This window comes from Burkholderia sp. ABCPW 11 (assembly GCF_001523445.1).
Lineage (GTDB): Bacteria > Pseudomonadota > Gammaproteobacteria > Burkholderiales > Burkholderiaceae > Burkholderia.
Genome location: NZ_LOVM01000004.1, coordinates 33,628 through 56,476, shown reverse-complemented (window position 1 = coordinate 56,476; position 22,849 = coordinate 33,628). Strand labels below are relative to the sequence as shown.

23 protein-coding genes are annotated in these 22,849 nt (G+C 63.9%); all 23 read right to left on the bottom strand.

Translation table 11 applies throughout. The features are described from left to right. Positions 1-12: 12 nt before the first annotated feature. Positions 13-729, bottom strand: coding sequence for a hypothetical protein (locus WS61_RS02845; protein ID WP_059499153.1), 717 nt, complete (start codon positions 727-729; stop codon positions 13-15). Beyond that, complete coding sequence (locus tag WS61_RS32470) at positions 729-1,037, bottom strand: hypothetical protein (RefSeq protein WP_179949649.1); 309 nt, start codon at positions 1,035-1,037, stop codon at positions 729-731. The genes WS61_RS02845 and WS61_RS32470 overlap by 1 nt, the downstream gene beginning before the upstream one ends. Further along, entirely contained in the window at positions 1,037-4,942 is a 3,906-nt protein-coding gene (locus WS61_RS02840) for a phage tail protein (protein ID WP_059499152.1), read from the bottom strand. The genes WS61_RS32470 and WS61_RS02840 overlap by 1 nt, the downstream gene beginning before the upstream one ends. Next, positions 4,939-5,502: a tail assembly protein gene (locus tag WS61_RS02835; RefSeq protein WP_059499151.1), complete on the bottom strand. Its 564-nt coding sequence runs from the start codon at positions 5,500-5,502 to the stop codon at positions 4,939-4,941. The genes WS61_RS02840 and WS61_RS02835 overlap by 4 nt, the downstream gene beginning before the upstream one ends. Then, the gene (locus WS61_RS02830) at positions 5,499-6,251 is read right to left on the bottom strand and encodes a C40 family peptidase (protein WP_059499150.1); all 753 of its coding nucleotides are present in this window, start codon (positions 6,249-6,251) and stop codon (positions 5,499-5,501) included. The genes WS61_RS02835 and WS61_RS02830 overlap by 4 nt, the downstream gene beginning before the upstream one ends. A gap of 49 nt (positions 6,252-6,300) precedes the next feature. Then, positions 6,301-6,984 (bottom strand): phage minor tail protein L, encoded by a 684-nt coding sequence (locus WS61_RS02825; RefSeq protein ID WP_059499149.1) that lies wholly within the window; start codon positions 6,982-6,984, stop codon positions 6,301-6,303. A gap of 6 nt (positions 6,985-6,990) precedes the next feature. Then, positions 6,991-8,466, bottom strand: a complete 1,476-nt coding sequence (locus WS61_RS34665; RefSeq protein WP_157692669.1) for a hypothetical protein — start codon at positions 8,464-8,466, stop codon at positions 6,991-6,993. An 8-nt stretch (positions 8,467-8,474) separates the two neighbouring features. Continuing rightward, positions 8,475-8,813, bottom strand: coding sequence for a phage tail protein (locus tag WS61_RS02820; RefSeq protein WP_059499148.1), 339 nt, complete (start codon positions 8,811-8,813; stop codon positions 8,475-8,477). Beyond that, positions 8,813-12,913, bottom strand: a complete 4,101-nt coding sequence (locus tag WS61_RS02815; RefSeq protein WP_059499147.1) for a phage tail tape measure protein — start codon at positions 12,911-12,913, stop codon at positions 8,813-8,815. The genes WS61_RS02820 and WS61_RS02815 overlap by 1 nt, the downstream gene beginning before the upstream one ends. Positions 12,914-12,926: 13 nt before the next feature. After that, a complete protein-coding gene (locus tag WS61_RS02810; protein ID WP_027808744.1) occupies positions 12,927-13,205 on the bottom strand; it encodes a DUF4035 domain-containing protein in 279 nt (92 codons plus the stop codon). Further along, positions 13,202-13,669 (bottom strand): phage tail assembly chaperone, encoded by a 468-nt coding sequence (locus WS61_RS02805; protein WP_059499146.1) that lies wholly within the window; start codon positions 13,667-13,669, stop codon positions 13,202-13,204. Before WS61_RS02805 ends, WS61_RS02810 begins: the two co-directional genes overlap by 4 nt. Positions 13,670-13,696: 27 nt before the next feature. Continuing rightward, on the bottom strand, positions 13,697-14,161 hold the full coding sequence (locus WS61_RS02800) for a phage tail tube protein (protein ID WP_059499145.1): 465 nt from the start codon (positions 14,159-14,161) through the stop codon (positions 13,697-13,699). Positions 14,162-14,220: 59 nt separating this feature from the next. Then, positions 14,221-14,562: a DUF3168 domain-containing protein gene (locus WS61_RS02795; protein ID WP_059499144.1), complete on the bottom strand. Its 342-nt coding sequence runs from the start codon at positions 14,560-14,562 to the stop codon at positions 14,221-14,223. Further along, positions 14,559-14,981: an HK97-gp10 family putative phage morphogenesis protein gene (locus tag WS61_RS02790; protein ID WP_027808748.1), complete on the bottom strand. Its 423-nt coding sequence runs from the start codon at positions 14,979-14,981 to the stop codon at positions 14,559-14,561. Before WS61_RS02790 ends, WS61_RS02795 begins: the two co-directional genes overlap by 4 nt. After that, positions 14,974-15,300, bottom strand: coding sequence for a phage head closure protein (locus WS61_RS02785; protein ID WP_027808749.1), 327 nt, complete (start codon positions 15,298-15,300; stop codon positions 14,974-14,976). The genes WS61_RS02790 and WS61_RS02785 overlap by 8 nt, the downstream gene beginning before the upstream one ends. Before the next feature lie 9 nt (positions 15,301-15,309). Next, on the bottom strand, positions 15,310-15,894 hold the full coding sequence (locus WS61_RS02780) for a head-tail connector protein (protein WP_059499143.1): 585 nt from the start codon (positions 15,892-15,894) through the stop codon (positions 15,310-15,312). A gap of 50 nt (positions 15,895-15,944) precedes the next feature. Further along, positions 15,945-17,210, bottom strand: coding sequence for a phage major capsid protein (locus WS61_RS02775; protein WP_059499142.1), 1,266 nt, complete (start codon positions 17,208-17,210; stop codon positions 15,945-15,947). Positions 17,211-17,278: 68 nt separating this feature from the next. Beyond that, on the bottom strand, positions 17,279-18,091 hold the full coding sequence (locus WS61_RS02770) for a head maturation protease, ClpP-related (RefSeq protein WP_059499141.1): 813 nt from the start codon (positions 18,089-18,091) through the stop codon (positions 17,279-17,281). After that, positions 18,057-19,346, bottom strand: coding sequence for a phage portal protein (locus WS61_RS02765; protein WP_059499140.1), 1,290 nt, complete (start codon positions 19,344-19,346; stop codon positions 18,057-18,059). Before WS61_RS02765 ends, WS61_RS02770 begins: the two co-directional genes overlap by 35 nt. Continuing rightward, entirely contained in the window at positions 19,343-21,019 is a 1,677-nt protein-coding gene (locus tag WS61_RS02760) for a terminase large subunit (protein WP_059499139.1), read from the bottom strand. Before WS61_RS02760 ends, WS61_RS02765 begins: the two co-directional genes overlap by 4 nt. A 44-nt stretch (positions 21,020-21,063) precedes the next feature. Next, a complete protein-coding gene (locus WS61_RS35535; RefSeq protein ID WP_059499138.1) occupies positions 21,064-21,567 on the bottom strand; it encodes a hypothetical protein in 504 nt (167 codons plus the stop codon). Between the two features lie 195 nt (positions 21,568-21,762). Next, positions 21,763-22,131, bottom strand: a complete 369-nt coding sequence (locus WS61_RS02750; RefSeq protein ID WP_059499269.1) for an HNH endonuclease — start codon at positions 22,129-22,131, stop codon at positions 21,763-21,765. A gap of 311 nt (positions 22,132-22,442) precedes the next feature. Continuing rightward, positions 22,443-22,844, bottom strand: a complete 402-nt coding sequence (locus WS61_RS02745) for a hypothetical protein (RefSeq protein WP_059499137.1) — start codon at positions 22,842-22,844, stop codon at positions 22,443-22,445. Between the last annotated feature and the right edge of the window lie 5 nt (positions 22,845-22,849).

Genomic DNA, 22,849 nt, shown 5'->3' with positions numbered 1-22,849 from the left:
GTTGGCGGCCCATCACACAATCCCTGTCGCATCCAGCACCATGAAGCGTGAATGCCATTGTTCTCGAAATCCTGCCAAGTTTGGCTTTCGGCCACCTCCGTACATTGTTGTCCCCCAAGAAACGCTACCCCCGCTCACGCGAATCGAAGTCAACTCGACGCCCGCAGGGTCATAGCTCCACGCGTGACGAACCGGATAAATTCCCGAGACGATGATTGGGACATCGTATGCCCGAGAGTCCCACTGCGGGCTCGGCGCACCCTCCACCATCCACCCATCTCCCGGAACGTACTCGTTGTAGATCACGTCAAGCACGCGCAGAAATGGTTTGGACGAGTCAGCAATGAGGCGCCCCTGCTCATTGAATACCTGAAGCCCGAAATTTCCTGACGCCGGCGGCACACGATCGAACTGAAAAAAATAGACAGTGCATGGCCGCTCCGTTACAAATCTCAGGGTGTATGTGGCCCCGTCAACATCGGTACTCCAAATCGTGATGCCAGCACCATCCGACGCATATACGCCGTACATCGGGCCTGCCGTTGCGTTGAACGTAAACGCTACACTCGGAAGCGTCGCATTGAATTTCTTCCCCGCATCGTTGACCGCAAGGAGTAGCGACGTGTCCACCGACTGTGCCGACATCGCCTGCACCATTTGATAATTCGGCGTCAATCCATCGATCTGATACACGCCCGAATCAGTAAACGCCTGAAATCCTGCCGGCATCAATACACTCCATAAACTATCCAGCCGGGCACCTGCGTGTAGGCATTTGATCCACTCGTATTGCCGCTGTACCGCCAACTCACGCCGTTCCGGTCGATCGCAATAATCGGAGATGGTTCGGCGCCCGATACGCGATAAAAAATCCGCGCTGGCATGAAGGCCCAGAACGGCTCCCCGCTGGAAAGGTCCGCTGCAACGCTTCCGTTACCGCCGCCGGTTGATGCAATACCGACGACGCGCCCTGCGCGCGAACGCGCATCCAAGATCGGCCGACCGGCGCCGTCGAAAATCTGAAGCCCTGTAGCCATCACCACATCCCCATGCGCACGCGAAGCACGCCGTTGCCGTCATAGACACGAACACTGCTGCCGTCGATCACCAGTCGATTTCCGCTGCCGTTAGACGCGTTGATTTCGAACCAGCCGCTCTTGTCGAGCCGCCAGCCCTGCTGGCCCGCGATGTAGTTGTCGGACTGGATGTAGCTGCCGATCATCGCGTTCGTGATCCAGCCGGCGCCGATAAGCGCCTGCCGAAGAAACACCTGCCCGCCCTGCACCACAAACGGCACGATCGAAGCGCCGCCGTTGTTCGGGTCAACCACCGCGAAGCGCTGCGCCGATACCAGAACCTGCGACTCGACAATGCCGCTGTCGTTGTTGATGCCGATCCCGATGCCGGCGATGTAGGTGCGACCGTCCGACGTGATCTGCGTCTTGATCTGGTACGACGCCGACACGCGACCGTTCAGGTCCGCATACGACTGCGCAACCGTCTGCACGGCAGCGGAGTTTTCGTTGACCTGCGCACGCACCGTCGTGATCTGCTCGGCCTGCGCGCTGTCGGCGTCCGCCCGCGCCTTCGACTCGGTACGAATATCGGCCACCAGATTCGCCTGCGCCGACTGCATGCGCGCTGTCACCGATTCGAGCCGTTGCGCCTGCGCCATATCGGCTTCGGCCCGCGCGGACTGTTCCGAATAGACGCCCGCCATTACCAGCGTCGAGCCGGCAGCCTGACCGGTATCGCCGGCCATCGGCACATTGATCTGTGCCGAAACCGAGTCGATCCGCCGCGACAATGCGGAATCGCCATCGGCGCGCGCGGTTTGCTCCGCCGAAATCGCGGCCTTGTTCGCGTTCGCCGTGGCCGCCGTCGAATCGATACGCGACGACAGCGCGCCGTCGGCATCGGCTCGAGCCTGCTGCTCGGCCGTGATCGCCGCCTTGTTCGCACCGACGTCGGCCGTCACGGCGTCGACGCGCTTACCGAGCGCCGTGTCTGCGGCCGCCCGCGCCGTGACCTCCGACGAGATGGCCGCCGCGTTGTCGCTCGCCTTGCTGACGACGGTATCGATTCGCGTCGACAGCGCACCGTCGGCGTCGGCGCGCGCGGTTGCCTCCTGCTTGATGGCCGCCGCCGCGTCGCCGACGCTGGCCGTCACGGCATCGATGCGCTGGCCGAGCGAGGTGTCGGCCGTCTGCCGCGCCTGCTGCTCGGCCGTGACCGCTGCGCCACGTTGCCGCGCCTCTTCGGCCACGGCGTCCGCCCGGTCCCGAGCCTCTTTCGCGATCGCGTCCGCGCGATCCTGAATCTCCTTTTCGATGGCGCTCGCGTTATCCGCGACGCCTTGTTGAAGCCCCGGAATCGCATCGATCTGCTTGCGCAGATCCTCGCCCAGCGCCGAGTTCGAAATCCGTCCCGAGAAATACTTCTCGTATTCGCCTTCGTCGGTCGTGGGCTGCCCCTGCACGCCAGGCCCGGCCGCCGGATACCACGGCCCGACGTTTCCCGACGTGTCGACGAGCCGAGCCCAGAAATAAAACACCTGACCGACCGCGAGCCCCTGCAAGGACGTCGAAGCCTGCGGATACGCGTAGTCCGACAGCTTGATCGCGTCGTCGCGGCTCGGCGTGCGGCTGTACCAGAGCTCGGTGCGCTGCGTATCGCCGGCCGTACCGTCGCCGGGGAATGCCCAATCCAGATTGATCCCGAACACGATGCCGGCGGCCTTGAGCGATGCAACGGCTGGCGGCGGCGTCGTTTTTCCCTTCAGCTGCGTTTCCGCGCTGATCGCCGGCAGCGACGTAACGCCCATCACGTTCTGCGCACGCACGCGCGCCACGTACCGCCCCTGATAAATCCCGGGCACCTCGACCTGCAGGCCGCCCGTGCGCGGCACACTGACCCACTCGCCGTTGTCCTTCCGCCATTCCGGCAGGTACGTCACGGAGTTATCCGCGGCGTCCCACGCGATCACCATCGTCGTTTTGGAAATCCCCTGATCGACGGCCGAGTACGTCGTCACGCGCACATTGGTCGGTGGCGCCTGCACCGACGGCGGCACGACCGTCACCGGCCGCTGCTGAATCTGCGCGCCGTCGTCGATCGCCGCGTACTTCCCCGGCTCGTGCATCGTCGCCGTGATCGTGTACTCGAGCAGGCCGTCGTCGTCGCCTTCCTGAACGCTCACGACGCGATAGAGCTGCGCCGCGACCTCCGCGTTTTCCAGCATCCACACCGCGCCGGGCACCGGGTCCGCGTCGAAGCGATCGACCAGCGTGAGTACGTCGCCGTCGACGGACTTCACCGCTCGGTACTGGGCAACGCCCGACGGCAGAATCGCCGTGAAGCGATCGCCAGGCGCCACGGTCGGCGCCTTGTCGAGCGTGACGACGTTGCCAGCCACCGCGCGAATGCGCCCGCCGATGCGACGACCAGCTTTTCGCGGATCGGCGATCGCGATCACCTGCCCCGGGCCGACCAGCACGCCGTCCATCCCGACCTTGAACGACACCGTGCCCGACTCGTAGCGCGACGTCAGGAGAAGCCAGCGCCCGAGCCGGTGCGCCTGCGCCTGCGACGTGCAGCCGAACGCCGTTACCTGCGTTTTGATGACGCCGTACCGCGCGATGCCGTCGTCGTCCGGCACGTACTCGACCGCCTGTTTGTATTGGTTCGACGGATCGTTGTAGCTGACGAGCGCCACCGTGTATCGCGTCTTGCGCTCGCTCCCCACGTACCGGAACGCCCCGTCGATCACGTTCGCAGCCGTGTAGACGTACACCGGATCGGACGGCATGTCCGCGGACGCGACCACCGCGCCCGGACCCCAGTACGAAATACCCCGGAACACGCTGGCGATATCCTGCAGCACCTTATACGCGTCGGCCGCCGACTGGATCACGCAGTTGCACGTGAAGCGCGGCTCGACGCCGCCCCTGCCATCCGACACCATGACGTCGCAATAGCGCGCGATCTCGTACAGCCCCCACTTGTCGATCATCGACGCGTCGACCGTCTTGCCAAGGCCGTAGCGATCATTCAGCAGCAGGTCGTAGAAAATCCATGCCGGGTTGTTCGTCCACGCCGGCTTGAATGTCCCGTCCCATGCCCCCGAGTACGTGCGCGTCTCAGGATCGTAGTTCGACGGCACCCGAACGATCAGGCCGCGAACGTGGTACGACCGCACCGGCACCTGCGAGAACGATCGTGCGTCGAACGTCATGCCAACGAGCGCCGTCATCGGATAGCGTAGCTTGCGGTCGATCACCTCCGTGATCGCCTCGATGTTCACCGTGTCCGCGATCAGTGAGCTGTGTGCGTTCGGTGTAATGCGCCGTACACGGACCAGCCAGCCCGTTGTGGCGCGCGGCAACTCGATCCGGTGCGAGCGCTCGTAGAGCGACGTCGTTTTGCCATCGAACGCCGACGACAGCACCTGCGCGTACGAGCCACCGTCAATCGACAGATCGATCGCATATTCCACGCGATAGCCGAACACACCGGTCGCCGGATCGCTCTTTTGCAGCGCCGGCAGACCGAACCGAATACGGGCCGCCGACAGCTGCGTGTTTTGCACCTGCCGCACCCACGGTGCATCAGAAGTCAGCGGGACACCTACAGCTGATTCGCGCTCAACCGCAGGAAAGCCCGGCATGAACTCCTGATCGAGCGTACCCGTGCGGACGTCGACGCTGTAATTCTGGAAGTTGACCGAGCCGTCGGAATTCTGGATCGGCGTGCCGTCGAGGAATACCGACTGCATGCCCTTCACCAGGCCGACGATCGGCCCCTCCGAAATAGCGTCGAGCACCTTCGCGCGCGCGACGGAATGCAGGCTGTCGGGCGATTCCCCTCCGCCGCTCCCACCACCGCCGCCACCCTTCGCGCCGCTGATCCGCTTCGGCCCGGATTCCGCGTAGATCTTTTTCACACCTGGTCCTCTGTATAGATGCCCGAGCTGACGACCTTCGATCCGACAACCATCTCGCCGTACACGAGCGGCACCGGCTCGCCCTGCGCGGCGCTGTTCACCGCTCCGTTGAAGTAGTACGAGGTGCCGTTGTCGGCCGCGCCGGCGAGTCCGGCCTGCTGCGGGCTCAGCATCTGCGTGATGCCACCGAGCGCCATCGACACGCCCAGGCCGATCAGCGTCGGTTGATTGAACACAAAGCCGGCCACGGCCAGCGCCGCGCCCAGAATCGTTTGGAACAGACCGCCGCTTTTGCTGCCGATGATCACCGGCGCAATCCGGATCGCCTCGCCACCGACCGGCGCGCCGAGATCGTCCTCACTCAGGTTTCTGCGGCCGTTGAACACTGCGAACGTCAGCCCGTTGTCGCGCGCGTCCAGCAGAAACTTCCGAAAGCCCGGGATCAGGACCGACAGCGCGCGCACGGCCTCCGCGGTCGACGAAACGGCCAAACGATGAACCCGGCCGAATCGCGCGCCCGCGATCCCATAAAGCCTCACCTCACGTAGCGTTTCCGTCACTTCGCACCCCCGATGTGCCGCAGCACCGTCGTGCAGCTGTCGCGCCACATCGAGCCCCACACCGCGCGGCACGACAACCGCCCGTACATGTGATGCGCGAACATGCCGTCACCGAGATACACGCCGGAATGATTCGGCACGCCGTTTTTGCTACGGACCTGCATCAGCAGCACGTCGCCCGGTTCGAGCTGCGCGTCGCGCCCCATATCGAGAAATCCCGCGTCCTGGTAGTGCGCGATATATAGGTTCGAATACCCATCGGCCCACCACCCATCCTTGCGCTCGAAGTCAGGCAGCGCGATCCCGCGCTCGGCGAGATACCAGTCACGCACCAGCGAGTAGCAGTCGAGTACGCCGTGCACGTATTCCCGACCGTAAAGCGGCGCAACGTAGCCGCTCGGCCCGAACTCGCACCAGTTGTCGATGCCGATCGACCCGTCGGCCTGAACGCCCAGCGAGACGATCACCCACCGCGGGATGCCGGCGCGCTCACACATCGCGCGGTCCCCCATGCTCGGCTGCGCCGTCCCGTTCGGATGCGAGTGCACCATCGCGAGGATTTCGCCCATGTCCTCCGCATCCGCGTAATCCTCGGCCGCCAGCCCGAATCGCTCGGTCGGCGCCGCCGCGACATTCCGGCCAGGCACATACACGTCTCCTGCCGCGGTTCCCACGATCAACCCGCAGCACTCGCGCGGATACTCGGCGAGCGCGTGCTCCGCGATCGCCTGCTTGATTCGTTCGTCCATAAAAAAACCCGCCGAGTGGCGGGTCCATGAAGAGAGGTTGATCGACGGTCTAGGCGAGCGTGTCGCACAAAAAACCACCATGCGGCAGCGGGTTATTGATGCCGTACCGGCATTCGCAGCCGCTGACTTTCTGGCTACAGCGATCGAGCGCCGGATCGCTCACCGGCCGGTCGTTCTTGTCGAAGTACACCACGCCGGTATACCCACATTCGGGCCCGCGATAGCGCCACTGGCACGTGCCGACGATCTGGCGCGCGGGGACCTGCTGCCCGCCGAAATCGAGCGGTGACGACAGCGTGAATTCCACTTGCACACCGGGCTGCTCGTCGCTCTTCTGCTCGATTCGCCACTGCTCAGGCGGCCATTGCTCGTTCGGGTCCGCGGTCGGGTTGCCGCCGGGGAAATTCACCGCGTCGAGGTATTTCGCCAGCGTGCGCCGGCGGTACACCTTCGCGCCGACGAGATCATCGAGCGCAACGCACAGCGCGGTGATCGTGCCGTTGATGTCGCCTACCGTCAGCGTCGGCGCCGGCTGGCGAGCGTCCGATGTCCGCTCGAAGCCGGCCGCCTGGATCGGCCACGGCTTGTATTCCAGGCCCTGCCACACGATCGAGGTCGACTTCAGATGCCCGTGGAAACGCAACGCGTCTCCGCCGATCTCCGTGCAATCGACCTCGAAAAACTCAAGCCGACGGCCGGGTTCGAGTGTTTGAATATCCGCTGTGATCGTCATGAGTCGCTACGCCACAATTCCGGAAATGCTCATTCCCATAGGGTAAATCGGACCATAAAGCACGTTCTTCCGTACCGCCAAACGAACCTGATACTTCCTGCCGACAGTCAAGCTGTTATAGCTGACGTTACATGACAGTGACCCTGCAGACGAGAGACCAGCATATTGCTGCCCGTTCGGAACGCTGAACATGTTTCCCGGCCCCGACGCGACCACAGTATTTGCATCCAAATCGATAATGTCCAAATAGCAAAGAAAGTCATTCGCCGAAGCGCTCGCACTCGCGATGCGGATATAGAGCGACGCGCTTGCGACTACGCTCCTCGCCCCCGCAGTAAATGGTGCAGCCAGCCGAACCTGAAACGCATTGGACAAATCACCCTCGTCCCCGCCACTTGCACTAAACGACTGAACAGCCGATGCAGTCAACGGATCGGGTAGGTTCCCGCTATCCCACGGGACCTTTCCGGCGAACGTCGGTCGACCCGAAAGAGCCGGCTGTCCGCCCAAATATGCGATCGTCGCTTCCTGCGAGTAGAGCGACGGAGCCGAACCATATTCCAGCTTGAGGCGGCGCCACGACACCCCACCAGCAACTACCGAAGGCGGCGAGCCCTCTACTCCCAACTGAACGTAGACATAGGCCGTACTGGTAGGCGTCGTCCTAGAATCCGACTTGAATACCCAACCATAGCCATTCGTCGTAGTGATGTTCGGCGAGGTTCCGATTACCGAGCCCGATGCGGTCAGGTAGACCATTCGGAACCACACCATACCCGCCGTTACTCCACCCGCATGAATCTCACCTGACAGTGTGAGCTGCGTTCCCGGTCCGATTGCGATCTGGTTGCTACCCACGTAGGAATTCGAGTTAATGGCGGCCTTGCTCGAAAAGTAGGTTCCCTCTCCCGTGCCCCCCGTGTACGCGTCCACGAACCCGTTCGGCCCCCACCCACCAACAATCCCGAGTTCAGCTGATCCATTGAACAGCAGATTCGGACTGCTGACGCCGACGAGCTTTCCACCGGCGGCAAGGTTGCCGACGACCGACTCATTTCCCGAGCTCGCCCTGCCCCGATACAGCACCCACCAACCAGTCGACCCGTTCGTGTCCATCACGACTGTTTCGAAGGGCCGAAGTTGATCCAATCCAATGTAGTCCCCCGATCCGTCCTCTACGGCTAGCGTCACCGCCGTAGTTCCGAAGTTGCGCAGGAGAATGACCTGGTCTGCCGCACACTTCTTGGCCGACGGCAGCTTGATCGTTCCCGCATTCGCGAGATTGATCCCAACACGCCGGCCGACATGCTCATCAACCGTCAACGTGCGAGGCGCCGTAATGCTGGGCCCCGCCGACGCGAGCGCCGCCTGAGTCTTCAGGATGTCGATATTCGAGTTAAACCGCGTATTCGCCGTCCGCTGATCATCGCCTCCATCACCGCTGGGCGGTACACCGAGGTTCGCCTTTTGAAGTTCTGCCATGTCATGTCCTACGGTGCAAATGTCTGCTCAAACTGCGCCGTGATCGTGTACACCTTGCCGTTCTTCACCGGCTCGGTGTACTTCTCACACACGAATCGCCCCTGCGGCCGAAGCGGCGGCGTCCAGAAAAACGACACCGCGCCGGCGTGATCGTCGAGGAACTTGAGGATTGCCGAGATAACCTCGGCCCTCCCCACGAATCGAAGGTTGTACGACGGCACGCGGTTGTTGAGGCCGTCGACCGCGCGCTGTGTGTACCCATCGCCGAAACCGGCCTTTCGCACGCGCAGCGTCGTATCGCCACCGAACCCCTCGACGGTCGGCGACCAGATAAACGTGTCGGTCATCACCCCATCCCGTTTTTCAGTTTCCAGAGCGCGCCACCCTGACGACTCTCGACCGCGATCAACCCCTGCACCATCTGCGTGAGCTTCTTCACGAACTCGGCGCTCGCCATCATCTGCGTCGCGTTGCCCGTGCCGCCGTCGATCGTCACCGGGATATTCAGCTCGATCCCCCCGCCCTGCACGCCGAGCGCGCCCCCGCCGGCCGAGCCGCCGCCGACCAGACCACCGTTCGCAAACTTCGCGAAACCGAGATCCTGGCCGCTGTTGATCGCCTCCAGCAGCTGAAGCACGCCGGGCTTGCGTACCGCCGCGGCCTTCACCACAAATTCCTCGTTCGAGAGCCACGCCGGAATGCTGTCGCTCGTCGACGTACCTGGGCCGGTGACCTGCCCGCCGGTCGCGAGGTGGAAGCCGTACGCGTTGCCGCCACCCGCGCCGAGCATGTCGGACAGGCCGCCCGCCACACCGCCGAGCAACGACGACGAACTGAATCCGCCCGCGCTGGCCGCGCCCAGCCCCAGCGCCGAACCGAGAGCGCCGAACACCGGCGCCATCGCAGCGCGCGCGGCGAAGCGCGCCAGGTCCGCGATCATGCTGTTGACCAGCCCGCGAAAATCCAGCTTGCCGGTCGACACGAACGAGGTGAGCGCATCCTCCATGCTGCGGAACGAACTCGTAAATGCTTCCTCCGCGCGACCTGCCGCGTTCTCCGCAGATTCCTGATACAGCGCCACCGCACGGCTCGCGCCGACGCGCCAGTCGCGCTGCACGGCGAGCCGCTGCTCGACATACCCGCGTTCACGCTCGACCTGCTCGGCCTCGGCCCGGTTGATGCGATCGATCTCGGCCAGATACTCCGGCGAGCCGAGCGTGCCGTCCTTCCGCGCGCCCTTCGTGAAATCGTCGCGCCGGCGCCGGAATTCGTCCCCGACGCGGCTCGTCGCCTGGTTGAGCTCGCGCGCGTTGTCGCCCATCGGCATCGCGGCCAGCTCGCGCGCGACTTCGCGCTGCCGTTCGGACGCATAGTCCGCCAGCTCCGCGTCGATTTGCGCGCTGCGCTCCTTCAGCTTGTTGATCGCTTCGTGATAGCGGACCTCTTTCTCCAGCTGCACCGCGCGGTCGTATGCCGCGCGAATTGCAGCCTGATCACGAATCAAGCTCTTGTCGCCGTCGGTCAGCTTCGTGCGCTTCGCGGCCAGATCGGTCAGCTTCTGGTCGAACCCGATCCGATCTTTCTCCGACTGCGTAAGCTTGTCGGTTGCGACCACCTCGACGCGCAGCTGCGCAATACGCTGCGCAATGTTGTCGAGCATGCGCTGGCTTTCCGGCTCGGCGCGCGCCCCGCCGGCCCTGCTCTTGTGCGCGAGCCCCGGCGCGTTGACGCCAATGCGCGCGACCTGGCCGGCCGATTCCGACACCGTGTCGTCGAACGCCTTTTTGCCGCGCGCCGCGGCGGCAGCGAGCGCCGCGTCAGCGTTGAACCCGAATTTCTCGAATTTCTTGCTGACGAGATCCGCCTGAAACTCGGCCAGCGCCGCGGCGACGACCATCTGCTGATTCATCAGCGCGAGCTCGCGCGTCAGATTGTCGATGTTCCGCCGCGCGCCGGCCTCGGCCTTCGCGTCTTTGTCCTGGATCGCTTTTTCGAGCGATTTGTACGCGTCCGCGCGACCGGCGATCAAGCCGGCCTGCCGTGCCTCCGCAGTGTTCGCGCCCTTCGTTTTCGCTTCATACTCGGCGCGTTGCTGCGCGGTCATGCCGATGACGTCGGAGGCCTCTTTCAGCTTCTCGACGTACTTGTTCCAGGCCTCGGCCGCCATGCCGCCCGCGAAGAAATTGTTCTCTTCGGTGAGCAGTCGAATGCCGTCGGCCGCACCGCGCGCGGCAGCATCCATCGCGGCCAGCGTGCGCGTGCCCTTGTCCGCCGCGGCGCCGGCCGTGTCGATCGCCGACGCGGCTTGCACCAGCTCGGCGCGAAGCTCGTCACCGCCCTTCGTCGCGTCGACAAATACGCCGACCAGCGACGCAAGTTCGCGTGACTTCTCGTCGACGCCGAGGTTCTCGGTCTTGATCCGGTTCAGCCCTTCAATGAACCGATCGAGTGCGACCTGATTCTCGTCCGTGATGATCGGCGCGCTGTCGCCAATGCCCGGCACGATGACGCTCTGCGACGCGCGCGCCGCGAGGCCCGCGTACGCGTCCGCTACATCGCTGCGCGCCGCGGTCTGTGCCTGCTTCGCGCGATTGCGCTCGACCTCCTGCAGCAACGGCGACAGCTGCCGATATTTCTCGATGATCTGGTCGAGCGGCGCCTGCATGTCGATGAGGCTCGACGTGGCGCTGCTCGCGTGATCGCGGAAGACCAGCCAGTTCACCGCGGCGCCAAGCGCGACCGTGCCAACTGTCGCAACAATGCCGGGCAGGCCGCCCATCACCGACAGCAGGCCGGACCCTACCGTCCGCATCAACGAACCCGCGCGCGCGGCAGCCGTCTGCGCCACCGCGGCGCGCTCGGTCGCCGCGGCCAGGCCCGCAGTCGCGGCCGTCGCCCCGCGCTCGGCCCGTTCGCGGGCCTGCGTCGCCGCCGCCACTTCGCGCTCGGCTACCGCGAGCCCCTTCTCGGTTTCGGCCAGCGCCACCGCATACCGCGTCTGGTCGACCGTACCCTTGGCCGCCGCAGCCTCCAGCGCCACACGGCGCTGCTGCGCCAGCGCGAGGGACGCCTCGGCCCGTTCCAGCTCGCCCTGCGCCGCCGCCGTCTCGCGAGCGATCACCGCCGCGTACGGCGTGCCGGCGATCCGCGTGCCGATTTCCTGGCTGTTCGCCAGATTCGACCGCGCCGTCGCGACCTGCGCCACCGCGCTCGCCTCGATCGCGCGCGCCTCGGCCAGCTTCGCCTGCGTGTACTGGATCGACCCGGCCGTCAGCGCCGACTGCATCGCGAGGCTTTCGCGCATCGCGCGCATACCGGCCAGTTCGGCCGCCGCGGCAACTTCTGCCGCCTGTGCGTTCTGCAGCTTCGCCGCGGCCGCGTCACGGTCGCTCTGCGCCTTCGTGATCGTGACGAGCGCTGCCGCGTTTTCCGCCTGCGCCTTCGCGATCAGCGCCTGCCGCTCGGCGTTCCACGCGATTGCCGACTTGCTGACGGCCACCGTGGTCTGGGCAAAATACACGCCGAGCCGGCCGGCAGCCAGCGACGCACTGATCGCGACGATCTCGTCGAGGTGATCGGCAACGTAGACCACGCTCTGCGCCAGCTTCGCGCTCGCGCCGGTCGCCTCGTTCGCGTGCCCGACGTACGCGATGATTTCCGTTTGCAGGCGCGTCATCGCCTGCCCGACCGTCATATCGACCTTGCCGAATAGCGCGTCCGTGCTCGACCCGGCGTTTTTCAGCGCGTCGATCAGGTTTTCGACGGTCAGCTTGCCGTCCTCGGCCAAGGCCTTCAGCTCGGACGTGCCTTTACCCATCCCGCGCGCGATCGCATCGGCAACGCCCGGCAGTTCCTCGAGCACGCTCTTCAGATCCTGCCCGCGCAGCTGACCGGACGCGAACGCCTGACCCAGCTGCACGATACCGAGGCGCGCCGTGTCGGCCGACACGCCCGACAGCGCAACCGCCTTGCTGATCGTCTCGACCAGCGGGCCGACCTGCTTAATCGACAGGCCGAGGTGCGACGTGTTGTTCGCGATCCGCTGATACAGCTCGGCCGTCGCGTCGAGCGGCTGCCGCGTCGACTGCGCGATCCGAAGCACATCGTTCTGCGCGACGGCGAAATCAATCTGATCCCGCGTGACGATCTTGAGCCGGTTACTCAGGTTCGTCCATTCGTCGGCATACTCGATCAGTTGGTGCACGCCGAACGCTGCAGTAGCAGCCTGCGCATATGCCGTGAGCGAGCCGCGCGCGGCCTCGATTGCGCGAACCGTCACCTGCACGCTCGACGCGTTGGACGCGAACGCCGCGTCAGCGGCACGGCCCCCATCCCGGACCGCATTGAAATAGCCGCTGGCCGTCGACCCAAGCTGCTGCATGCGTCGATCGTACTGGGTCGTATTCGCGGTAACGCTGACGATCAGCTCGCGGAGACTCGTTCCCATATTCCCTATCCGCCTACTTTACCAATCTCATTAGGCCTGCGAAGAATGGATCGTCGGCGACCTCCTGAACCTCTGCCGATTCACCCGACCAGTTCGGCATCATGTCGGACACCTTGACCTTCGCACCCTGCGCCTGGAACACCGCCGACGCGACCATTGCGGCGTGAAGGTCGTAACGATCATCGGCAATCGGCGACTCGGCATCGAACGCCTGCCACAACGCAAACTCCGCGGTCGACATGTCCGCGCGCAGCTCGGCGAGCGTCCTGCCGAGCCGCAGCGCCAACGTCAATTCGAGTCGGAGATCGGGGTTTCGGCGGAGGCTTTTTTTGCATCGTCCTCCGCGTCGGCCTTCATGTTGCCGAGCTCGAGCGCCTTGCTGACGATTCGATCGTGCGCGGCGCCGAATGCCGACGCGACCTCCTGCGCGTCGCCATCCTCGAATTCGCGACGCCAGCCGGCCGACGTTTCCACGTACAGGACACGAACGAACAGGCGCGCGTAAGCCAGCTTGTGCTCTTCCGCGGTGACGCGCGCATACTTCTCGCGAGCCGTTGCTTCGTCGTCGCCCGGCTCGACGCCGGCTGCGAGGCGCAGCGGTTCGAGCCAGAACGCTCGGTCCTCGAGCAACGGCTCGCGAACGGCGACCGTTACGCCGCCCCATTCCGGCATCGCAAGCATCTCGTGGCGCCAGCCGGCCAGCGGATTGAGAATCGCGGCACGCAGCGCACTGGCGGCCGTCGGAGTTTTCGTCATCACTTTTTCCTTACGTTTTCAGGTCGATTAACCCGCCGGCGCGGCCGGCGGCGGCACTTCCTTCGGCGAGCCGCTGACACGGACGCTGTAGGTCGACGTCACGATGCCGTCGACGCCTGCCGACCAGGTGTACTGACGCACCATGCCGACGAACAGGAATTGCGACTTGTCGCGGAAAGTGACGCGGAACACGTACTTGTCGCCAGTGCCGCGCGCGCCGCGGAGAATCAGCTGGCCGGCGTCATCCGACGAATAGTTGCCGTCGACGGAGAATTCGCCAGGATCGGGCAGGCCGAGCTCGGACTCCTTTTCGTCGCTGGCGAGCGTCGTCGCATCGATTTCCGACGATTGCCCGCCTTGCCAGTTGATCGTCTTGCTCGTCGTGTTGAGATCGACGAAAACGAGCGCGTCGTCGTCGAGGTTCGACGACGACGTTTTCGAGATCTCGACCTTCGTACCTTGCGCCTTGATGCGCTTGCTCTTCTCGGCCATAAGCCCCTCACAAAAAAGAAAGGCCCGCTCGAGGCGGGCCATACACACAGCGGATTCCGTCAGAATTCAACGGATAATTCGAGGCTCACCCGAAAATCACCGGAATCGCTCGAAAAGTCGTCGGGCAGGTCGTTCACCCCGCCGACGGAAAACTGCTCGGCCGCGTACGCGCGATCGATCACCTTGTCGGCCAGCGCGTCGGCGTCCGTGTACGTGCTGGCGTAAACGTCGATCTGGAACACGCCCGATTTACCACCGGTCGCACCGCCAATCGCCATGTCGCGCGCACCGCTGACGCGCGATACCACGTAGTACGGCGATTTCGCTGCTGCCGCGGCGCCGACATAGCCCTTCGCCGCTCCTACCGTGCCGATTGCGTTGCGGATAACGAGGGCACTCACCGGCCACCCCCGATCACCATGTCGATCGCACGCGCGATCTCGGTACGAATCGCGCCCTCTGCCTGGCCGATCGACGCGTCGAACGCCGGTCGTGCGAACGGCTGCGCCCGCATATGCTGCGTGCCGAGCTCGACGAAGCGCCAGTAAAACGCGTTGCTGGGCGAATCGCCCTTGCCCTTCGTCCGCACACGTACACCCGCCGTCGCAATGCCGGGCGCGTCCTTCTGACGAAGCGCGGCCGAGACGATATTTCGCCGCAACTTCCCGGATTTCTTCGGCGCGCGCGCGCGAGCCTCGTCCCGGATCACTTTCGCGCCGGCCAGCGTCGCGCGCCGCAACGCCTTGGTCGACTGCGCTTTCGCGAGCTTCTCGAAATCGGCACGCAGGTCGCCCAGACCCAGAATCTGCACGCTAGACATATTTCTCCCCCACCTTTACCGACAGGTCCATATACCCGCGCTTGCGCGACGGCAGAACCGCCGTAATATCGTAGAGCCTGCCGTCGTAGCGCACACGCATCTGCTCGTCGATACCGGCCCGGTAGCGAATGCGCATGCTGGCCACCGCGGCCCCCCGGACAGCACCCGAAACGACATGCTCTTTGCCGCTGATAAACAGCACGTCGGCCCAGGGCCGCGAATGCTCGACCCACGCATCCGGTAATGGCTCGTCGTTCTCGTTTACTGCACCGCTCCGGCGCTCGATTACGATTCGCTCGTTACGTTTTCCCGCACGCATACGGCCTCACTAAATACTGATGATCGCGTGACGCGCGATCAGTCGGTTCGTGAAATCCTCGCTCAGCGAACTGACCGTGCCATCGAGCTCCGATTCACGGTGCGCGGAGAGCGTGCCGAGCTGCAGCAGCATCCATGCGACGAGCGATTCGGGCACGGTGTCCGGTGTTTCGAACGCGCCGCAACGAAACCGCACCTGGACATCCTCGCCGTACGGGAACGATTTTCGGGACACGAGATACGCCCGATCCATCACGCGGTACGCTGCCGGCGGCAAGGTCTGCCGCACGCCGGCCTCGTCCGTATACGACACGTCGGTGATCTCGATCACGTCGTTCCACAGGAGAATCCGATCGGACGGAAACGAATCAACCCGTACCCGACACTCCTGCGGCAGCAACGGGCGGGACAGCGCCGCCTCGAGCGCCTCGCGCGCCGCGACGATGTTCCCCTTCAACAGAGCATCCTCGTCGTCGCCGTCAATTCGACAGTGCTCGCGCGCCAGGTCGAGCGTGATTGCTTCCTCGGCGGGCCGCGTCATGACGTCGACGCGGCCCGCCGCGACGCGCAGCGGATATGCCAACTGGTCGGCCATGTGTTCCTCACGTCGAATGTGCGGCCGCCACAACGTGGCGGCCCCGTTCATCAGCCCTGCGGCGCCGCGGCCTGGCCCATCTGCAGCGCCTTCACCGCACCACCGATGTCGATCAGGTTGCCGCCCTGGCGATTGAAGCCGACGAACCCGACCTGACCCTTCAGCGTGTATCGCGAATCCGTCATGCGGAACATCGTGAGATCCATCACTTCGCGCACGATGTATTCGGAGTGGTCGCCGAACGTCAGGGGCTTGGCACCCGCCTCGGGCACGTCGTATTCCTGCACGATCGTGACCGGCCGGCCGAGCAGACGATCCGGCGCACCGCCCGGATTACCCTGCTCGTAGCCCGGCACGAAGATCGGTCGCTTCTGCTCGTCCTTGATCTTGCGAACGGCCTTCAGCATCTGATCGTGCATCGCATACCCACAATTCGGACGCACGCGGTATGCCGGATCGACGCTGTGCTCAAGGTCGATCAGGTCGTCGTAGGTGATCAGGTTCGGCGACGCCACGGTAACGCCCGTGCCGACCGCCGTCAGCAGCCCGACCGGCTGCTTGTTACCGGTGCCCTTCGCGAAATGCCGCGCGGTGATCCGGCCGACGCGCGTCGACAGCAGACGGATGATGTAGCTTTCGAGGTCGAACATGCTGTCCTGCAGCAGCTCCATCGACAGCGCGATCGACTTCGACGAGTAGCGGAACGCATCGAGCGACTTCGCAACGAATTTCGTATCGCTGTCGCTGGTCTCCCCGTTTTCGTCGACGATCTCGCCTTCCTCCGTCGTCGCATCCGTTCCCGGAAACGTCATCGACGCGCCGGTCCCGGTCGACAGCACGGTAGCGATCTGGCGAAGGCCGCCGAATGCCTTAAGCGCCTCGGACAACCGGCGGTAGAATTCCGGCGCGACGGTATAGCCGCCGGCCGCCGGGTCGCCTGTCGACATGGCGTTCTGGATTTCCGGCGTCTGCCGTGCGAGCATGCGCGCGCGATCTTCATCCGTCAGAGCCAGCACGCCGCGGCGGAGGAACGTGCGAATCGCATTCGATTCACCTTCGTGCGCGCCGGGCGTCTTCACGTGTGCGTTGATCAGCCCCTCGGGATTGCCGGCGAGCGCGTCTTCGGCGAGCCGGTTCATCAGTCCTTCGTGCCGCTTGATTTCCGCGCTCACGCGATCGATCTCGGCCAGACCTTCGTCATACGCCTTTTGCTGCTCGGCGCCCCACTTGTCGCCCGGGGTGTTTTCGAGCAGCGCGTTCAGATTTTTCGCGAGTGCGTCGCGACGCTCCCGCAGTGCTTGAATTGCAATAGCCATACAGTCTCCATCGACAGAAAAAGAAAGGGCCACCCGAAGGCAGCCCCTTGAATCGACGCGGGAACGCGTCACGAACGTTGTGCAAGCTCCAGCCGGCGCCGCATTGCATCCATATCCGGCGCCGCGGCTGACGTCTGCGGAGCCGGCGTCGGCTCGACAGGCTTCGAATCCGGCGCCGGCGGCGATTCCGGCGGAGCGAACGCGACCGGCCTGCGCGGCGACGACTGCGCATGCGCCGCGCTCGGCGCGCGGTCATACGCCGAGAGATTCCACGCGGATGCCTGTGCATCCGCGCCAGCGCCCGCGAGCCGATCAGCAAAGCCGCGTTGCACGGCTTCGTCGGATGACATCCACGTTTCGGCCGCCATCCAAGCGGAAATATCGTCCTCACTTTGCCCCGTCTCCTTCGCGTAGGTTCGCACCAGCGACGCGTCGACAGCGTCGAGCAGCTTCGCCGATTCGCGCAGATCGTCCGCATTTCCCATCGCGAACGTCCACGCGTTATGGATCATCACGAACGCGCCGTCCGTGATCTCGACTTCGTCGGCCGCAAGCATCACGAAACTGGCCGCGCTCGCGGCAACACCGTCGACGTGCGCAATCACACGCGCGGAGTGCCCGCGAATCGCCGTTTCCATCGCGCGAGCGGCAAACACGTCGCCGCCCGGGCTGTTGATCCGAAGGTGGATCGTATCGGCCGTGATTCCGGCAAGCGCCTGCACGAACGACTGCGCGGAAACACCGCCCCACCAGTCATCGGTCACGATCACGTCGTAAAGGTAGACGGTCGCAACCGTGCCGTCGTCGCTCGCCTTAACGCTGAAAGCTCGCGGCGCGGCGCGGTTGTCATTCAGCAGCTGGAGGATTCGGTTTCGTCGCATCTTTGGTCCCTGAATTGAGAGTGTTGCCATCCGCCTCCGGCGGCATGTTGAAGCGGCGCCGCACGTCGTTTTGCGTCATCCAGCCCGGCTCGCCTGCGCGGCCTAGCGCGATGCGGAATGCCTCAAACCGCGATTTCATGTCGCCGAGATCGAGCGCGTCGGCGTCATGCTGAATTGAACGCTTCGGCTTTCGAACCACCTTCCGACCGACCTCCTGCGCGATCTTCGTTAGGTGTCTGCCAAGCGTGTACTTCACGAAGTGCTTAGCAAGCTGCTCGGCAGTCGTGCCGATCGTCGTACCCTTGTCACTGCGGCCGACCATGTGCGGCATGACTCCGAACACGGAGCACACGTCGTCATCGGTCAGCTTGCGGTTTTCGATCAACTTCACATCTGCCGCCGACATCGAAATCTGCTTGATGTCCATCCCACCGCCGAGCACAACAGGCGCAGAACTGTTATGCAACCCGCTGTATCGCTGTATCCACTGCTTGCGCAGCAACGCGACCTGATCCTCGGTCAACTTACTATCCGACCTGATCACCAGATCGGGCCGCAGGTTGTCCGACAGCATCGTGTCGACCAGCTGACCGGCCGACGACGCGACGTTGACCGGCATTCGAAGTACGCTGCGGATCTGAGAGAGCCCCCGTCGACCATCGAAGCCGGGGCCGGGAACGTGGATCATGTCGTCTTGGTCGACCGTCATCACGACGTTAGTGGCCGGATCGAGATACGTGTATACGAGGCGACCGTCGACGAGGTCGACCCATACCGAAAGCGGATGTAGCGGCTCGACCGACTCGATTCGCGGCGACCACCGCGAAACACGGTGGATGCGCGAAAACAGGTCGCCATGCAGGAGCAGGCCCGTCATGCCGAATTCCCATCCAACCGCAGCCGGCCACCGCGGATGCAGCTCTTCGTTGAGCAGCTCCCAATATTCCGATTCCACCGGCAGCACGCCGTTCGGGCCACGCTCGTACTCGACCAACGGTGTCGAAGCGACCGCACCGCCGATCAGCGCCACACAGGAATAGACGGTCGCGACGCTCATCGCACCTCGCTCGCTCACCGCCCGTCCGGGCGTCTGCAAGCCCGTCATCCAGTCGTACGCATCCGTGCCCGGGACGATCTGACTCGTCGACACCGCGGCAGCGTTCACCTTTGCCGCTTGGCGCTCGGCGTTCCATTGGTTCAAAATTCGCGAGCCGCTCGCGTTCGCGCGCGGCGCACCGGTCGTTGCGTTCGTCATAGGATGTAGATTTCCGGGTCCGCTTCAGGCTGATACGTAACCGCGCGTGTGGTCGCCATACAGGCCGCGACGATCGGATCGATGCGCCCGTTCGGCCGAGACTTCTTCTTGTCCGGCCGGATGTTGTCGTTCGAATCAAGCATCAGCGTCACGTTGCTCGCGCACCAACGCATTACCGGATTTCCCCCGTGTCGCATGCTGCCGCCATACACCAGGCGCTCGAGTTGCTTCGCCCCAGGCGACAGACCCGACATGTTCTGCTGCACTTGAACCATCGGGATATCGGCTTCAAGCAGTTCGTTCACGATCTGTGTTGCGTTCCATGGATCGAACGCAATGTCCTGCACGTCGAATTTCTTGCATGCGCCGATGATCGTGTCGCGAATGATCGAATAGTCGGTCACCGCACCAGGCGTAACCGTCAACCACCCGAGCTCGGCCCACTTTTTATACGGCGCAGCATCGCTGCCCTCCTGCGTATCGACCTTCGCCTTTGGCGCAAAAATATGCGCGACCACATACCACTCGCCGTCCGGGCCGAGCTCTTCGACAATATCTCCGTCATCGTCGTACGGTGGAAAAACGAGCACGAATGCGCTCAAATCCTGCGTGCTGGCAAGGTCAAGCCCACCGAAGCACCGCCGACCGACGAGGACCGCCGGATCGAACGGCGCGCCGCAGCGGTCCCATACCTGCATGTCGAACCAGCTCAACGCACCATTGACCCAGACATTCAGGTCTTTGGTGAGAAAGTTCGCCTTAGCGCTCGGCAGCTCGGCCGCCTTCGCAGCCTGCGCACGCATGTACTCGACCGTCTTCGCACTGCCGAGGCTCGGGTTCGCCTTGATCCAAACAGCCGGATCGAACGGATCGTCGCCATCGTCGAGCGTGTAGATGTAGCCGAAGAAGCTGTCGTCTAGCTTGTCGCCACGCAGGATCATGACGAGATAGCCGCGAATTTCCGTGCAGATTCCGTCGAGGATGTAGCCGGACGTGGTGATGGCCGAGATCAACGGCTGAAGCCGCGCACCGAGCGCCGACTCCATCACGTCCCACACCTCCCGCGTTTTGTGCGCGTGCAGTTCGTCGACCATACAGACCGACGGGTTCAAGCCATCGAGTGATTCCGCATTCGCGGGCAGCGGCTTGAACACGCTGCTGCCGAACACGATCCGCTCTTGGTTCGTTCCGTCGTACACCTTGATCGAACGCGCCAGCCGTTTCGATCGCCGGCACCGGCGCCGGTAGTTGTCGAGCGCCGGCTTGAACACGCTCATCGCCTGCTCGCGCGTCGTTGCGATCGTGTACACCTCCGCGCCCTGCTCGCCGTCCATCAGAAACAGATAGTCCGCCTGGCCGGCTTTCCACGTCGACTTGCCGTTCTTGCGCGCTACCTCCTCGTATCCCGTGCGAAACCGGCGCAGCCCGGTATCGACGCGACGCCATCCGTACATGACTGCGGTCCAGAACCGCTGCCACGGATCGAGCACGAGAGTCCGACCAGCCAGCGCACCCTTGATGTGCAGGAACTGCGTCTCGATCCAGTCAATGATGTGCGCGGCATGGGGCGCACTGAATACGATGCCACGCGCAGGGCCGTTAATCAGATCGTCGTAATGCCGCTTTACCGCGAGAAACGCGAACTCGCCGACAACAATCTCGCCGCGCAGCACCGGGAGGCCATAGTCGACGTCCCACCGATGCCGAACGGCCGGCGTCAGGCGGGCAAGCTCGTCGGCCTCGAGCGCGCGTGATCGAGCAACTGGTCGAACAGATCGTCCTGCGGATTCGGATCTTCCATCTTCGATTTCGCGATCAGCATCGACGGCGTCGTCAGGCAGGCTTCCGGCAGGCACTTGAGCAACCCCTCTTTCAGCGATTTCGCCGCGTAGTAGAGTTGATGCGGCTGCGTATGACCGTTCGGCGTCTGCACCATGAACGATCCGTGATTGATCTTCTCGAAGTCGCGCAGCTGCAGCTCAACCTTCACCCAGCGAACGAAGTCGATGCACACAATCGACAGCGCGACACCGGCAGTGCGGTGCGGCACACCCTCCGCGCGCAGCGCCAAGCACAGGTAGTCCCACACCTTACGGTGCGCGGACTCGAAATGCACCCCGGGCGGCGGCGGCGGCGATTCGATCGCCTTTCCAACGCCGCCGCCCGACGCGCGCGAATCGTCGGCACCGCCGACGTCGGCAAACGGTTGATTCGGACTCATGTGAGGCTTCCCGTGAACGAGCCGACGAAAAACTCGTCTCGCGTTGCGCGATCGGCTCTATGGGGCGGCTTTCTTAACCCCCCCCTCTTCAAAAAGTGGTCCGCGAAAAAATGCGGCTGAACGTTCGGTCCCGAGCAGGGGGCCGAAAAAATAAAACCACCCCCCCTCGGTTCGAGGGCGGCGGCCTACGTCGGGTCACCGGCGACCGCGCCCGCGCGCTGCCTCGGTCGACGTCTTGGCGTCGTGACACGGTTTGCAGATCGACTGCAAATTGGTCAGCTCGTCGGTTCCGCCTTCGGCCTTCGATACGATGTGGTCGACAGCGACCGCGCGAGCGATCCGACCATTCTTCCGGCATGGCACACACAGCCCGTGGTCGCGCGCGAGCACCTCGCGCCGCAACTTCGTCCAGGCTGTTCCGTATCCGCGGGCATGCCGCGATCCGCGCAGGCGATCCGATTGCCAACCGACCGCCTCGCCCGCATGCTCGGTGCAGTAGCCCGGCGTCGCGACCAGTCGGCCGCATCCGTAATGCCGGCACTGCGTCGGCGCTTTCTTCGGCATCAAGAGCTCCAATGCAAAAAGCCCCGACGCTTTCGCGCGCGGGGCTCAAAGAGGTGGAGCGGTGCGACTCGAACGCACAACCGCGGCAGCTGCCGCGCGGCCGTACCAACCGATCCGAGGATCGGTCGCCAAGCAAGCGCCTGCGCTCGCATTCGGCTTTAGCCTACGCCCCGAAACAGGATAACAAAAAAGCCCCGACGCTTTCGCAGTCGAGGCTTTGGTTTCTTCCGGGCGAGCGGCAACCCGGAACAGGCCGCGCGCACTCGGTAAGACTTCACCGGAATCAAATTGTGAGAGGGAGTGTAGATCAGCTATTTCGATTCCGCAAGAGGCCTCCTAGATAAATGCTCAATGACCGAACTCATCGAGACGTACTCGCGCTTTGGCTCACGCAGGCGTTCTTCGAGCGAACGCTTCGCGTGCACGAGCTGCAGATCGAAGATCGACGTCGGGCGCACCTTCAATCCGAGTCGTCGACAGATCAGGAACGGCGGCTTACGCCATACGTAGTGCATCTGCAGCAGTTGCCGATCTAGCGGCATGATCTTCCGCATCGCGGCTTCAACCCGATTTGCGTCTGCCAGATCGAGCGTTGAGTCGATCGCAATACCCGGAATGGATTTGAAATAGATGCTCGCCGTCAACCCATCATTGCCGCCAGGGCCGCCGCGTTGCGCGTTCGCCCAATTTTCCAATCGTTGATCGATCGTCATGGTTC

Coding starts and splice junctions, on each gene's coding strand:
- WS61_RS02845 (WP_059499153.1), bottom strand. CDS start 729: ATGCCGGCAGGATTTCAGGCGTTTACTGATTCGGGCGTGTATCAGATC.
- WS61_RS32470 (WP_179949649.1), bottom strand. CDS start 1,037: ATGGCTACAGGGCTTCAGATTTTCGACGGCGCCGGTCGGCCGATCTTG.
- WS61_RS02830 (WP_059499150.1), bottom strand. CDS start 6,251: ATGGACGAACGAATCAAGCAGGCGATCGCGGAGCACGCGCTCGCCGAG.
- WS61_RS02825 (WP_059499149.1), bottom strand. CDS start 6,984: ATGACGATCACAGCGGATATTCAAACACTCGAACCCGGCCGTCGGCTT.
- WS61_RS34665 (WP_157692669.1), bottom strand. CDS start 8,466: ATGGCAGAACTTCAAAAGGCGAACCTCGGTGTACCGCCCAGCGGTGAT.
- WS61_RS02820 (WP_059499148.1), bottom strand. CDS start 8,813: ATGACCGACACGTTTATCTGGTCGCCGACCGTCGAGGGGTTCGGTGGC.
- WS61_RS02815 (WP_059499147.1), bottom strand. CDS start 12,913: ATGGGAACGAGTCTCCGCGAGCTGATCGTCAGCGTTACCGCGAATACG.
- WS61_RS02805 (WP_059499146.1), bottom strand. CDS start 13,669: ATGACGAAAACTCCGACGGCCGCCAGTGCGCTGCGTGCCGCGATTCTC.
- WS61_RS02800 (WP_059499145.1), bottom strand. CDS start 14,161: ATGGCCGAGAAGAGCAAGCGCATCAAGGCGCAAGGTACGAAGGTCGAG.
- WS61_RS02790 (WP_027808748.1), bottom strand. CDS start 14,981: ATGTCTAGCGTGCAGATTCTGGGTCTGGGCGACCTGCGTGCCGATTTC.
- WS61_RS02785 (WP_027808749.1), bottom strand. CDS start 15,300: ATGCGTGCGGGAAAACGTAACGAGCGAATCGTAATCGAGCGCCGGAGC.
- WS61_RS02780 (WP_059499143.1), bottom strand. CDS start 15,894: ATGGCCGACCAGTTGGCATATCCGCTGCGCGTCGCGGCGGGCCGCGTC.
- WS61_RS02775 (WP_059499142.1), bottom strand. CDS start 17,210: ATGGCTATTGCAATTCAAGCACTGCGGGAGCGTCGCGACGCACTCGCG.
- WS61_RS02770 (WP_059499141.1), bottom strand. CDS start 18,091: ATGCGACGAAACCGAATCCTCCAGCTGCTGAATGACAACCGCGCCGCG.
- WS61_RS02765 (WP_059499140.1), bottom strand. CDS start 19,346: ATGACGAACGCAACGACCGGTGCGCCGCGCGCGAACGCGAGCGGCTCG.
- WS61_RS35535 (WP_059499138.1), bottom strand. CDS start 21,567: ATGAGTCCGAATCAACCGTTTGCCGACGTCGGCGGTGCCGACGATTCG.
- WS61_RS02750 (WP_059499269.1), bottom strand. CDS start 22,131: ATGCCGAAGAAAGCGCCGACGCAGTGCCGGCATTACGGATGCGGCCGA.
- WS61_RS02745 (WP_059499137.1), bottom strand. CDS start 22,844: ATGACGATCGATCAACGATTGGAAAATTGGGCGAACGCGCAACGCGGC.